Here is a 14,080-nt window from a genome sequence, read left to right on the forward strand (position 1 = left end):
ATGGTGAAATCAGCTATTAACTACATCATTATTTTAGCTTTAGTGTTAGGAGTTTATTTCCTGTATGATAAGCAAATTGGCGCTATTCCTTTACTATTATTATCTTTCTATTTGTTTTACTTAGGGATAAAAAAAATGCGTGATATAAAAAACAGTAAATGAAGCTAGCAAAGAGAATAAAACTTTGTATATAATGGGTATTATGCTTATGATATGGAAGGTTACTTTTGTGCGGCCTTTTTTGCTGCGCTCCGAAAATAAAGCTATATGTATTTTAAAACGTCCATTGTGATGAGGGAAAGGAAGTGCACGAATGAATTTTCGTGAAATGACAAAAGAACAATTAACTGAAGAATCGTTAATTAACTTAGCTTATGCAATTTTAAATGAAAAACGTGCCTCAGTGTCTTTTAATGACTTATTAACACTTATTCAAGAGCTTGTAGGCTATAGTGATGAAGAAATGAAAGCTCGCTTACTACAATTCTATACAGATTTAAATGTAGATGGCCGCTTCTTATTTAATCAGGAAACTGGCTGGGGTTTACGTGAATGGTATAAAGTTGAACAGATTGAAGAAGAAACAGCTCCTTCTGTTAAAACTCATAAGAAAAAATCTAAAGTTGCCGTTGAGGATGAAGATGATTTAGACGAAGATTTAGATGAAGAAGATATTGACTTTGATGAAGATTATGAAGAATTCGTTGAAGAAGATGATGTAGATGAAGAAGAAGATGATGATAAAGAAGATATCGACTTTGATGAAGATGATTTAGATGAAATCGATGAAGAAATCGACGAGGACTTTATCGATGATGATGAAGAACTTGATGAAGAAGAGGATGAAATCTAAGTAAGATAATTACTCTTTGAAATTTTCTTTCTTTTATCCTTGTAGTAAAAAATCTTGACTTCTATCACGGTTACGTTTAATCTTTTACTTGGGCTCCTTAATTAAAGGAGAAAGACCGTGTATGTAATACGCTCCCCCTGCAGACCTATGCAGGAGGAGCGTTTTTTTATTTTTTAACTTTATTCAGTCAAGTTCTCCCAAGTTTATAGCTATGGAATGAATATAAATGTTCTAAATTATTCATGATGTATAATAATCGGTGACTGAGTAGACGTTAGGATTTCAAATTTTTAAAAGGAAAGTAGAAAAGAGATAGAAACGATTACAGCTTCGAATCGACTACAATTTTGTAGGCATTCTCGGCTTTTCTTATTTTAGGGATGAGAATTATTAATTTTCTTAGCCTGTCGAACATTTGCTTCAATGCTTTGAATCAGCATGTGGCGTGAATGCACTTTTCTTACTAGCAATTTCTAGAACAATATAAGGAGGAATTTTTTCATGACGAAGTATATTTTTGTAACAGGTGGGGTTGTGTCATCACTTGGAAAAGGGATTGTAGCAGCATCTCTAGGTCGTTTATTAAAAAATCGTGGATTAGAAGTAACGATTCAAAAATTTGATCCATATATCAATATTGACCCAGGTACAATGAGTCCTTATCAACATGGTGAGGTTTTCGTAACAGATGATGGCGCAGAAGCTGACTTAGACTTAGGTCACTACGAACGTTTTATTGATATTAACCTAGGAAAACATTCTACAGTAACATCAGGTCGTGTATATCAGTCTGTATTACAAAAAGAACGCCGTGGTGATTACAACGGTGGAACAGTACAAGTAATTCCTCACATTACAAATGAGATCAAAGATCGTATTCAACGAGCTGGTCGCGAAACAAATGCAGACGTAGTTATTACAGAAGTAGGCGGAACAGTTGGGGATATTGAGTCATTACCATTCCTTGAAGCAATTCGCCAAATGAAAACAAATTTAGGTCATAACAATGTGATGTATGTTCATTGTACGCTTATTCCTTATATTAAAGCTGCAGGTGAGCTAAAAACAAAACCAACTCAACATTCTGTAAAAGAATTACGTTCTTTAGGTATTCAACCAAATATTATCGTTGTACGTACAGAGCAAGAAGTGCCGCAGGAAATGAAAGAAAAATTAGCTTTATTCTGTGATGTTCAGCCACACGAAATTATTGAATCTCGCGATGCAGAACATTTATATGAAGTACCTTTAAACCTTCATGCACAAGATATCGATGATATCGTACTTGACCATTTTGGCATTGAAGCACCAGAGGCGGATATGGAAGAATGGCGCGAGCTTGTAGCAAAAGTGAAGAGCTTACCAAATAAACGAAAAGTAGCATTAGTAGGTAAATATGTAGAACTACAAGATGCTTACATTTCTGTTGTAGAGGCATTAAAACATGCAGGCTATGCATTTAATTCTGATATTGAAATTGACTGGATTAATGCTGAACATGTAGATGCTGACAATGTAGCTTCATTATTAAAAGGTGCTGACGCAATTTTAGTTCCAGGTGGCTTCGGTGACCGTGGAGTTGAAGGTAAAATTTTAGCGACACAATATGCTCGTGAAAATGATGTGCCATTCTTAGGTATTTGCCTAGGTATGCAACTTGCGACAATAGAATTTGCTCGTAACGTACTTGGTTTACAAGGTGCACATTCTACAGAGCTTGATGCAAATACAGAATATCCTATTATTGACTTCCTACCAGATCAAAACGACAGTGTAGACATCGGTGGTACATTACGTTTAGGTTTATATCCATGTAAGCTAAAAGAAGGCTCAAAGGCAAGTCAAGCCTATGGTCAAGAGCTTGTTTATGAACGTCACCGTCATCGTTATGAATTTAACAATGAATATCGTGAAGCAATGGAAGCTGCAGGTCTTGTGTTCTCAGGTACAAGCCCTGACGGTAAATTAGTGGAAATTATCGAGTTACCAGAAAAGAATTTCTTCGTAGCATGCCAATTCCACCCAGAACTTGTATCACGTCCAAATCGTCCACAGCCATTGTTCCGTGATTTTATCGGAGCAACATTTAAATAATGAAAAAAGAGTTGTCTCAAACGCTGAGACAACTCTTTTTATAAATTCTTTATAACTCTTCGTCATCAAGACCAAGCATTTCATCATACGCAATTTTTACTGCTTCATAAACAAATAGGGCAGCAATAGCATGTGGCACAACTATGCGCTCTCCTATATCGTTCGGTAATAAACCACCTCGTATACGTGTTGAAATATACGTATACGCTAAATTTGCTAGTAGATTTTCAGAATTAGCAACTTCGCTAGCAACTGCAGCGAATGGAATAAACTCATTATTTAATTGCTGTGCTAAGGCTAGTGCCTCTTCATCGTGTGCACTACGTGTAAAAATGCATACACGATCAGCTTCCGTGATAACTGTATCTTTTGTCCAAGGAACTAACTTAGTAAAACGTTCCACAGCTTGACATGCATTTAATTCGACAACTTGCATTTCACCAAAGCAAGCGAAATAGACATTACCTTCACCAATACCAGCCTGTGCAAGTAACCGTGCTGTTTCTTCAATAGCTTCCTCTTCATTTTGTGTTATTCTTTGTAATAATCCACTCAGTTGTGTTGTTAGAATTTTTGACATGGTCCCACCTCAAACAATATTATATGTTTGAAAAGAGCATAAAGCAAAAGTAGATAATTTATAATACTAGAAGGTATTAAGAGGTTAAAGGAGAATATTACATAATATAGGAAGTATTTGTGTAAAAATAATAACTTAAAAAGGGCGGAATGAAATGTGAAACGATTACTAATTGTCGATGATCAACCAGGAATTCGTTTGCTTTTAAACGAAGTGTTGAAAAAGGAAGGTTATGTTACATATTTAGCTGCAAATGGTACGGAAGCTTTGAAATATGCTGAGGAGGAAATGGATTGTGTCTTATTAGACATGAAAATCCCAGGAATGGATGGTATAGAAATTTTAAAGCGCTTAAAAGAGAAGTGGCCACAACTCCCGGTATTCATGATGACTGCATATGGTGAATTAGACGTTGTACAGGAGGCATTAGATTTAGGAGCAATTCGATATTTTACTAAGCCTTTTGATATTTTTGAAGTACGTGATGAGGTTAATAAAACATTAAAAGTTTAGATGAACAGGCTATGGTCAACACAGCCTGTTTTTCATGGTTGTTATAAGATTTGTAGTAACTTTCTTCCGTTTCATAATTACTTCTCTTGCGAAATATAGGGTTTATCACCATAACATGGGGGTGATTTCTGTTCCGGCTGAGCCGAAAATAAAAGCCCTGGGCAGAAAAGAAGACGCTGTCGCTCCGTTGCATTACGCTTTCGCGTAACCGCGGTTCCGTTGCACTGCACTACGGTTGGCACTGTCGCTACGTTGCACTACGCTTTCGTGCAGAAAATAAAACGCTGTCGCTCCGTTGCACTGCGCTTTCGCGTAACCTTCGTTCCGTTGCACTGCACTACGGTTGGCACTGTCGCTCCGTTGCACTACGCTTTCGCGTAACCTCCGTTCCGTTGCACTACACTACGGTTGGCACTGTCGCTACGTTGCACTACGCTTTCGTGCAGAAAATAAAAGCCCCTGCTTTTCAGGGGCAGAACCTCCGTTCCGTTGCACTACACTACGGTTGGCACTGTCGCTACGTTGCACTATGCTTTCGTGCAGAAAATAAAAGCCCCTGCTTTTCAGGGGCTTTTATTTTTGCTATGATTAAATAGCATATCTATGTAGAAAGAATAGTCCTAAGAGGAGGATTTTTAGTATGGCATTAGTATCTATGAAAGAGATGTTAATTAAAGCAAAAGCAGAAGGTTATGCGGTTGGTCAGTTCAACATCAACAACCTTGAGTGGACTCAAGCAATTTTACAAGCAGCAGAAGAAGAAAAATCTCCAGTGATCCTAGGTGTTTCTGAAGGCGCAGGAAAATATATGGGCGGATTCATCTCCGTTGTACACATGGTAAAAGGTTTGATGGAATCTTATGGCATTACAGTACCAGTGGCTATTCATCTTGACCATGGTTCAAGCTTTGAAAAATGTAAAGAAGCAATTGATGCAGGTTTTTCTTCCGTTATGATTGATGCATCTCATCATTCATTCGAGGAAAATATTGCGATTACTTCAAAAGTAGTTGAATATGCACATGCGAAAGGTGTTTCTGTTGAAGCTGAACTTGGCACAGTAGGTGGTGACGAGGATGGCGTAATCGGTGGTATTATGTACGCTGATCCAGAAGAATGCCGTAAAATGGTTGAGCTAACAGATATCGACTGTTTAGCACCAGCACTAGGCTCTGTTCATGGTCCTTACAAAGGAGAACCAAACTTAGGCTTTAAAGAAATGGAAGAAATCTCAAAATTAGCAGACCTTCCATTAGTATTACATGGTGGTACAGGTATCCCAACAAAAGATATCCAACGCTCAATTTCATTAGGTACAGCAAAAATTAACGTCAACACTGAAAATCAAATTGCTGCTACAAAAGTAATCCGTGAAATTCTTGATAATGATAAAGTTGTTTATGATCCTCGTAAATTCCTTGCTCCAGCACGTGAAGCGATTAAAGCAACAGTTATTGGGAAAATCCGCGAATTTGGAAGTGCGCAAAAAGCATAATTTTTGTATCTAAAATGTAACAAAAACACAGATGAATACACACAATAAGAGAAGCGTTGATGCTGTTATCGACCTTCTCTTGTTTTTGAAATAAAAAATTTTTGGCAAAAATTCAATTTATAAGGCTCATCGTCAAATGTTGGGGTTAGGGGATGACATTTGTTACAAAGTATTCCATGCAAATAAGTCGGAACGGAAATCAGCCCACGTTATGATGATGAAACAAAATAGTGATCAGGAGGATATATTATGAAATTTTTCATTGATACAGCAAACTTTGAAGAGATTAAAGAAGCGCACGCATGGGGTATTTTATCAGGTGTTACAACAAACCCATCGTTAGTTGCTAAAGAAGAGAATGTTTCTTTCCATGATCGACTTCGTGAAATCTCAGAGCTTGTAGACGGCTCAGTGAGTGGAGAAGTAATTGCTCTAGATGCGGAAGGTATGATTAAAGAAGGTTTAGAATTGGCTGCTATTGCTCCGAATATTACAGTTAAACTGCCGATGACTCCAGCTGGCTTAGAGGCATGTCGTTTCTTCGCAGACAAAGGTATTAAAACGAACGTAACATTAATCTTCAGTGCAAACCAAGCATTAATGGCTGCTCGTGCAGGTGCTACATATGTATCACCATTTATCGGTCGTCTAGATGATATGGGTCAAAACGGCGTAGAGCTAATTGAAACGATTGCAGATATTTTCACAATTCATAACATTGACACGCAAATTATTGCTGCATCTATTCGTCATCCACAGCATGTAACAGCTGCAGCACTTGCTGGTGCACATATTTCAACTACTCCTTTTAAAGTATTAAAGCAACTTTTCCATCATCCTTTAACGGAAAAAGGAATTGAAGGATTTTTAGCGGATTGGAATAAGAGAAAAGGCGAATAATAAGATTATATAGTGAGCCAATTTCTGAAAATTACTTTCCAATCATGAGGGAGAACGCAAAATGGATGTTTATAAAATTACAGGCGAAAATCGTCTAAAGGGTACAATAAAAGTTAGTGGTGCAAAAAATAGTGCAGTCGCCTTAATTCCAGCATCAATTTTGGCGAACTCTCCAGTGACAATTGGAGGGATACCAGAAATTTCTGATGCATGGACATTAAAGGCTTTATTAGAGGAAATCGGTGGAGAAGTTTCATTTGAGGATGGCACAATGACAATTGATCCAACGGACATGATTGCGTTGCCATTACCAAACGGCAACGTGAAAAAGCTTCGTGCCTCCTATTACTTAATGGGAGCAATGCTTGGTCGCTTTAAAAAAGCTGCGATTGGTTTACCTGGAGGCTGCTTCTTAGGGCCGCGTCCTATTGACCAACATATCAAGGGCTTTGAGGCATTAGGTGCAAAAATCACTAATGAGCATGGAGCAATATATTTACGAGCTGATGAATTAATTGGCGCAAAAATATATTTAGACGTTGCCAGTGTTGGAGCAACAATTAATATTATGTTAGCTGCTGTCCTCGCGAAGGGTCGTACGGTTATTGAGAATGCAGCAAAAGAGCCGGAAATTATTGATGTAGCAACTCTTCTTACTAACATGGGAGCTAATATTAAAGGTGCGGGTACAAGTGTTATCCGTATTGAAGGCGTAGAGGAGCTTCATGGTACGGAGCATACGATTATTCCAGATCGCATTGAAGCTGCTACGTTTATGGTTATGGCTGCCGCTTTAGGTGAAGGCATTACAATTGATAATGTTATTCCATTGCATTTAGAGGCGATTATTGCAAAGCTTCGTGAAATGGGTGTAAAAATTGAAATCGGTGAAGAAAGTATTTTTGTACCAAAAACAGATCTCTCCACATTGCAAGCCGTTGATGTTAAAACATTAGTGTATCCTGGGTTCCCGACGGATATTCAGCAGCCACTTTCCGTTTTAATGTCTCAAGCATTTGGTTCCTCAAAGGTAACAGATACAATCTATACAGCTCGATTTAAGCATATTGATGAACTTCGTCGTATGAATGCCAATGCACGTGTTGAAGGAAATACAGCTATTATTACAGGGCCTAGTAAATTACATGGTTCAACTGTAACAGCTACAGATCTTCGTGCTGGTGCCGCATTAGTATTAGCAGGCCTTTTAGCTGAAGGCGAAACAGAAATTCACGATATCTATCATATAGAGCGTGGCTATAGCTCACTTATTGAGAAATTACGTGATTTAGGCGCTGATATTCGACGTGAAACAATAATGGCTCGCGTAGCAGAGGCAAAGGAATAATGAGAGCTAAAAGTTTTGAACTAACTATGTTACAATAGAGGTAATTTGAATGTTTCGGCGAAGAAATATGCCGATAACGGGAGGCAAATAAAACAATGGAACGTAGTTTATCGATGGAAGTAGTACGAGTAACAGAGGCAGCAGCAATCGCATCCGGGAAATGGATGGGTCGCGGTTTGAAAATTGAGGCAGATGATGCAGCAACGACAGCGATGCGCGTAATGTTCGATACAATTCCAATGCATGCTACAGTAGTGATTGGTGAAGGCGAAATGGATGAAGCACCAATGCTTTATATTGGTGAAGAACTAGGCTTACGTAATGGAGGCCCTAAAGTAGATATCGCAGTTGATCCTCTAGAAGGTACAAATATTGTGGCGAAGGGTACAAATGGTGCAATGACAGTTCTTGCTATTGCAGATAAAGGCAATCTGTTAAACGCGCCTGATATGTACATGGAGAAAATTGCAGTAGGACCTGAAGCGGCTGGAAAGGTCGATATTAACGCTTCTGTTACGTATAATTTATTACAGGTAGCAAAGGCTAAAAATAAAGATATTTCAGATGTAGTAGCAACTCTTTTAGATCGACCACGTCACCAAGCAATTGTTGATGAAATCCGAGAAGCTGGAGCGCGTATTAAATTTATTCAAGATGGTGACGTTGGAGCAGCTATCAATACTGCTTTTGATGAAACTGGCATTGATATTATGTTTGGTACAGGTGGTGCACCAGAGGGTGTTATTTCAGCTGTTGCATTAAAATGTCTAGGTGGAGACTTCCAAGCGAAGCTAGTGCCAGAAGATGAGGAACAGTTAGAACGCTGCAGAAAAATGGGTGTAGACGTAGATAAAGTTCTTCATTTAGATGATCTAGTTAAAGGCGACGATGCTATTTTTGCAGCGACTGCTGTAACAGATTGTGAGCTTTTAAAAGGTGTTCAGTATAAAGGAGCCTATGCATTAACACATTCAGTTGTTATGCGAGCTAAATCTGGAACTGTGCGTTTTGTAGAAGGTCGTCACGCTCTTGATAAAAAACCTAGCTATTAATAAAATTTTCTTCTAAAATATACCTAGTGCATCTTTTTGCGCTAGGTACCTTCTTCTAAATTTTCAACCATCCCATAGTTTTATAAGGCTATGCTATGCTTCAATGTTGTGCATAGTAAATTGAAGTACCTATCGCTCTGCTTTCAAACTGCTTAATTTCCGACTCACGAATGAAAACGCAGACAGGTACGAAAAGATCACAGAGCCTATCGTGAAAATCTTCTATGATAACCCCAAAATGGCAATTATATTTTGAAAAAGACTGGAGTTGTGCATATGTCTGCATTGACAATCGCTCAATTAGAAAACATGACGTTAAAAGAGCTTTACGCCCTTGCACGCCAATATAAAATTTCATATTATAGCAAGCTAACGAAAAAAGAATTAATATTTGCTATTTTGAAAACACGTTCGGAGCAAGAGGGCTATTTCTTTATGGAAGGTGTATTAGAAATTGTTTCGCAAGAAGGCTTTGGCTTCCTTCGTCCAATTAACTACTCTCCAAGTAAAGAGGATATTTATATTTCTGCTTCTCAAATTCGCCGCTTTGACCTACGAAATGGGGACAAGGTGTCTGGTAAGGTACGTCCACCTAAAGAAAACGAACGCTATTATGGATTACTACAAGTAGATGCTGTTAACGGCGAAGATCCAGAAGTTGCAAAGGAACGTGTGCATTTCCCTGCATTGACGCCTTTATATCCTGATCGACAAATTAAGCTTGAAACAACACAACGCAATTTATCGACACGTATTATGGATTTAGTGGCACCTGTAGGTTTTGGCCAGCGTGGATTAATCGTTGCACCACCAAAAGCAGGGAAGACATCGTTATTAAAAGAAATTGCGAATGCCATTACAACAAATTATCCTGAGGCAGAGTTAATTGTATTACTTATTGACGAACGCCCTGAGGAAGTAACTGATATTGAACGTTCTGTAAATGCAGATGTAGTGAGCTCGACTTTCGATGAGGTTCCAGAAAATCATGTAAAAGTTGCAGAAATCGTGTTAGAACGTGCGCGCCGCTTAGTTGAGCATAAACGTGACGTTATTATTTTAATGGACTCAATTACACGTTTAGCACGAGCTTATAACTTAGTTATTCCTCCGAGCGGTCGTACACTTTCAGGTGGTATTGATCCTGCTGCCTTCCATAGACCAAAACGATTCTTCGGTTCTGCACGTAATATTGAAGAAGGCGGTAGCTTAACAATTTTAGCGACAGCTTTAGTGGATACAGGATCTCGTATGGATGAGGTCATTTATGAAGAATTTAAAGGAACAGGTAATTTAGAGCTTCATCTTGATCGCCAATTAGCAGAGCGTCGTATTTTCCCTGCGCTTGATATCCGCCGTTCAGGAACACGTAAGGAAGAGCTTCTGCTTGAGCCTGAGCAACTTGAAAAACTGTGGGCGATTCGTAAAACATTCTCGGACGCACCTGATTTTGCAGAGCGCTTCATGAAAAAATTACGTACGACAAAATCAAATGAAGAATTCTTTGAAAAGTTAAATGAAGATATGAAAAAAGCTACTAAAGGCAAAGGTCTACTATAAATATTAATCACCATTGACTAGAAATAGTCGATGGTGATTTTTTTCATCATAACGTGTGGATGATTTCGGTTCCGACTGGGCGCTTTCCTTGGGTGTCTAGCCTTCACTTCAATCAACTTATATACATAATATATGTTTTAACAAATGTCACCCACAACTTTTGATGATGAGCCCTAAATAACTAATTATTAACTATTGTCAAATGTATATTTTTTATGGTATTATTGCAAAGTATGCAACGTGTACATATGTAGCCGACATATTCGGGCTATGTAAGGTACAGTTCGATAATACTCTGTTCCAGATGGTTCAGGGCGAGAGGAGAAAACGAATATGAAACAAGGAATTCATCCAGATTACAAAGAAGCAACAGTAACTTGCTCTTGCGGTAATACTTTCAAAACTGGTTCAGTAAAAGAAAACATCGTTGTCGAGTTCTGCAACGACTGTCACCCATTCTATACTGGCCGTCAAAAATTCGCGTCTGCTGATGGTCGCGTGGATCGTTTCAACAAAAAATACGGTCTTAAAAACTAATGTTAGTTTAATACCTGCCAAGCATGTGCTTGGCAGGTATTTTTTTCAGTATATCCAAAATGAATGTTGATGCGAGTCTTTTCGATATCTAGATTGACACGAAGAAAGGGAGAAGACAAAATGGCACAGCTATATTTTAAACACGGCGCAATGAATAGTGGTAAATCCATAGAAATTCTAAAAGTTGCGCATAACTATGAAGAACAACAAAAACCTGTAATGATGTTTACACCAGGCATAGATACGCGAGATGAAGTAGGCTTTATCTCAAGTCGAGTAGGCTTACGTCAACAAGCCATTCCTGTTAATGATGATACAAATATTTTTGAGCTAGTAAAAAACAATACCGTAAAACCGTATTGTGTACTTGTTGATGAAGTACAATTCCTAAAAAAAGAACATGTTTTGCAGTTGGCATATATCGTAGATGAGTTAGATATTCCAGTTATGGGCTTCGGGCTAAAAAATGATTTCCAAAATGAGCTATTTGAAGGCAGTCAGTACATGCTTACATATGCAGATAAAATTGAGGAAATGAAAACGATTTGCTGGTTCTGTCATAAAAAGGCGACAATGAATTTACGTGTTGATGAAAGTGGTAAGCCTGTTTATACAGGTGATCAAATTCAAATTGGCGGGAATGATTCCTACTATCCAGTTTGTCGAAAGTGTCACGCGCATCCGCTGCTATAATGCAAAACGGCTTAGTTGATAGTGCTAAGAAAAAGTAGCATACGTGCGGGAATTTCCTTATACTAAGTAGTGGAAATAAAAAATTTTTATAAAAAATCTTTACGCGCTTAGCGTAATTCTAATTTAGAGTTTCTCTTTTTCAGTAACGATACGACAGTTACAATAGAGCAAACTTCATAAAAAAAGGTTCATCACCAAAAGTTATGGATGACTTTTGTTAAAACGTCCACTATGTAAATAAGTTGATTGGAGTGGAGGCTGGGCGACTCCTTGGGGATTAGCGAATAGAGGAACGAAGGCTAAAATCATCACGTCCTGTGATAACGCCTTCGTGACCAACATCGTGTTGGCCCGAGACCCTGGAGCGAGCAAAGCGAGTGAAGCGGCTCATCGGACGCCCCCAGGAAGCTCTGCTCTGCGCGAAAGCGAAGCGTCAGCGGCAAAGCGCCCAGCCGGAACGGAAATCAACCACACGTTTTGGTGATGATCCATAAAAAACTAAATAGAGGTGAAATCCATGTTCGATCGATTACAAGCAGTGGAGGATCGTTACGAAAGGTTAACAGAGCTTTTAAGTGATCCCGATATTGTGAATGACAGTAAAAAATTACGTGAATATTCCAAAGAACAATCAGATATCCAGGAAACTGTAGATGCTTATCGTGAATATAAAAGTGTAAAAGAGCAATTAGCTGATACACGTGAAATGCTAGATAATGAAAAAGATCCTGATATGCATGAAATGGTGAAAGAAGAATTCAACCTACTAAAAGAACAGCAAGAAGAGTTAGAAGAACGTTTACGTATTCTATTAATTCCAAAAGATCCCAATGATAATAAAAACGTTATTATGGAGATTCGTGGAGCAGCTGGTGGAGACGAGGCGAATATTTTCGCGGGAGATTTGTTCCGTATGTACTCTCGTTATGCAGAGACACAAGGCTGGAAAATTGACATAATGGAAGCGACGCCGAACCCAATGGGTGGCTATAAAGAAGTTATCTTTATGATTAACGGTCAAGGTGCATATTCAAAATTCAAATTTGAAAATGGTGCACACCGCGTACAACGTGTACCTGCAACAGAATCTCAAGGACGTATTCATACATCAACAGCGACAGTAGCTTGCTTACCTGAAGTTGAAGAAGTAGATGTTGAAATCCATGAGAAAGATATCCGAGTAGATACATTTGCATCTTCTGGTGCAGGTGGTCAATCGGTAAATACAACGATGTCAGCTGTGCGTATGACTCACTTACCGACAGGTGTTGTTGTATCAATGCAGGATGAACGATCACAAATTAAAAACCGTGAAAAGGCAATGAAAATTCTACGTGCTCGTGTTGCTGATATGTATTTGCAAGAAGCACAAAAAGAAATCGATGCCACACGTAAATCAGCTGTAGGTTCAGGCGATCGCTCTGAGCGTATTCGCACATACAATTATCCACAAAACCGTGTAACAGACCACCGTATTGGTTTAACGATTCAAAAACTAGATCAAATCGTTGAAGGTAGACTAGACGAAATCATTGATACGCTCATTTTAGAGGAGCAAGCATCAAAGTTAGAGCGATTAAATGATGACCTATAATAATGTAATGGAGGCCCTTCAATGGGCTTCTTCTTTTTTAGTGGATAAAGGTCGTGAGGAAACGGCAGCACGCATTGTCATGCAGCATATACTTGGCACTAGCTATTCAGAAGTAATGTTACACCTCCAAGAAGTATTAACAGCTGAGCAAAAAAAGAAATTTAAAGATCTCATCGAAGAGCATGCGAGTGGACGACCTGTACAGTATTGTGTCGGTAGTGAAGAGTTTTATGGTCGTTCATTTATTGTTGATGAGTCAGTACTTATTCCTAGACCTGAGACTGAGGAATTAGTGCTTGGGACAATCAATCGTATGAACAAAATATTTGATCATCAAGCATTAAAGCTGGCAGATATCGGAACTGGTAGTGGTGCAATTGCTATTTCTATGAAGCTAGAATGTCCAGAGCTAACAGTCGTAGCCACTGATTTATCTGAAGCTGCTTTAACTACAGCACAAAAAAATGCACAAAGATTAGCGGCGGATATTGATTTTCGACTAGGGGATTTAACGAAGCCTCTGGCAGGTGGGAAATTTGATATCGTTTTATCGAACCCACCTTATATTGCTTTTGATGAAGCGCAAGAGATGTCAAGTACCGTGCTAGAGCATGAACCACATAGTGCTCTTTTTGCAGAAGAAAACGGACTTATTTTATATAGAAAATTGGCTGAACAGCTTCCACACCTTATGAATAAACCTGCCCTCATTGGCCTTGAAATCGGTTATACACAAGGGGAGCAGGTGGCCCAATTCTTTAAAACTAGTTTTCCACAGGCTACAATTTCTGTAGAAAAAGATATAAATGGTAAGCCTCGAATGATTTTTTGTGAAATTCATGTATAAAGTATCTACTTCTT

Annotated in this window: 14 protein-coding genes; 13 read left to right on the top strand and 1 reads right to left on the bottom strand. The window is 38.5% G+C overall.

Annotated elements, in window-relative coordinates; translation table 11 throughout:
* The 3 genes from ACQKMV_RS00535 (at nucleotide 1) to ACQKMV_RS00545 (ending at nucleotide 2,947) form a co-directional block, all read left to right on the top strand.
* Nucleotides 1-162, top strand: a complete 162-nt coding sequence (locus ACQKMV_RS00535) for a hypothetical protein (RefSeq protein WP_427501913.1) — start codon at nucleotides 1-3, stop codon at nucleotides 160-162.
* A gap of 151 nt (nucleotides 163-313) precedes the next feature.
* Nucleotides 314-853, top strand: coding sequence for a DNA-directed RNA polymerase subunit delta (gene rpoE, locus ACQKMV_RS00540; RefSeq protein ID WP_427501914.1), 540 nt, complete (start codon nucleotides 314-316; stop codon nucleotides 851-853).
* 501 nt (nucleotides 854-1,354) lie between these two features.
* Nucleotides 1,355-2,947, top strand: coding sequence for a CTP synthase (locus ACQKMV_RS00545; protein ID WP_427501915.1), 1,593 nt, complete (start codon nucleotides 1,355-1,357; stop codon nucleotides 2,945-2,947).
* A 49-nt stretch (nucleotides 2,948-2,996) separates the two neighbouring features.
* On the opposite strand, the gene ACQKMV_RS00550 is transcribed toward ACQKMV_RS00545, so the two are convergent.
* Nucleotides 2,997-3,527, bottom strand: coding sequence for a DUF2529 family protein (locus ACQKMV_RS00550; protein ID WP_427501916.1), 531 nt, complete (start codon nucleotides 3,525-3,527; stop codon nucleotides 2,997-2,999).
* A gap of 156 nt (nucleotides 3,528-3,683) precedes the next feature.
* Here ACQKMV_RS00550 and ACQKMV_RS00555 point away from each other — a divergent pair, with 156 nt between their 5' ends.
* The 10 genes from ACQKMV_RS00555 to prmC all read left to right on the top strand — a co-directional run bounded on the left by ACQKMV_RS00555 (nucleotide 3,684) and on the right by prmC (nucleotide 14,066).
* Nucleotides 3,684-4,040: a response regulator gene (locus ACQKMV_RS00555; protein WP_427425994.1), complete on the top strand. Its 357-nt coding sequence runs from the start codon at nucleotides 3,684-3,686 to the stop codon at nucleotides 4,038-4,040.
* A 640-nt stretch (nucleotides 4,041-4,680) separates the two neighbouring features.
* Nucleotides 4,681-5,535, top strand: coding sequence for a class II fructose-bisphosphate aldolase (locus ACQKMV_RS00560; RefSeq protein WP_427501917.1), 855 nt, complete (start codon nucleotides 4,681-4,683; stop codon nucleotides 5,533-5,535).
* A gap of 249 nt (nucleotides 5,536-5,784) precedes the next feature.
* The gene (fsa, locus tag ACQKMV_RS00565; protein ID WP_368636153.1) at nucleotides 5,785-6,435 is read left to right on the top strand and encodes a fructose-6-phosphate aldolase; all 651 of its coding nucleotides are present in this window, start codon (nucleotides 5,785-5,787) and stop codon (nucleotides 6,433-6,435) included.
* 61 nt (nucleotides 6,436-6,496) lie between these two features.
* A complete protein-coding gene (locus ACQKMV_RS00570) occupies nucleotides 6,497-7,783 on the top strand; it encodes a UDP-N-acetylglucosamine 1-carboxyvinyltransferase (protein ID WP_427425996.1) in 1,287 nt (428 codons plus the stop codon).
* A gap of 95 nt (nucleotides 7,784-7,878) precedes the next feature.
* Complete coding sequence (glpX, locus tag ACQKMV_RS00575; protein ID WP_427501918.1) at nucleotides 7,879-8,835, top strand: class II fructose-bisphosphatase; 957 nt, start codon at nucleotides 7,879-7,881, stop codon at nucleotides 8,833-8,835.
* 276 nt (nucleotides 8,836-9,111) lie between these two features.
* On the top strand, nucleotides 9,112-10,395 hold the full coding sequence (gene rho / locus ACQKMV_RS00580) for a transcription termination factor Rho (RefSeq protein ID WP_427425998.1): 1,284 nt from the start codon (nucleotides 9,112-9,114) through the stop codon (nucleotides 10,393-10,395).
* Nucleotides 10,396-10,728: 333 nt separating this feature from the next.
* Entirely contained in the window at nucleotides 10,729-10,932 is a 204-nt protein-coding gene (gene rpmE / locus ACQKMV_RS00585; RefSeq protein ID WP_010857976.1) for a 50S ribosomal protein L31, read from the top strand.
* A gap of 120 nt (nucleotides 10,933-11,052) precedes the next feature.
* Complete coding sequence (locus ACQKMV_RS00590) at nucleotides 11,053-11,625, top strand: thymidine kinase (RefSeq protein ID WP_427501919.1); 573 nt, start codon at nucleotides 11,053-11,055, stop codon at nucleotides 11,623-11,625.
* Between the two features lie 517 nt (nucleotides 11,626-12,142).
* On the top strand, nucleotides 12,143-13,219 hold the full coding sequence (gene prfA, locus ACQKMV_RS00595) for a peptide chain release factor 1 (RefSeq protein WP_427426000.1): 1,077 nt from the start codon (nucleotides 12,143-12,145) through the stop codon (nucleotides 13,217-13,219).
* Nucleotides 13,206-14,066: a peptide chain release factor N(5)-glutamine methyltransferase gene (gene prmC / locus ACQKMV_RS00600; protein ID WP_427501920.1), complete on the top strand. Its 861-nt coding sequence runs from the start codon at nucleotides 13,206-13,208 to the stop codon at nucleotides 14,064-14,066. Before prfA ends, prmC begins: the two co-directional genes overlap by 14 nt.
* Nucleotides 14,067-14,080 lie beyond the last annotated feature (14 nt).

Source organism: Lysinibacillus sp. NPDC094403, from assembly GCF_050278745.1.
Classification (GTDB): Bacteria; Bacillota; Bacilli; order Bacillales_A; family Planococcaceae; genus Lysinibacillus.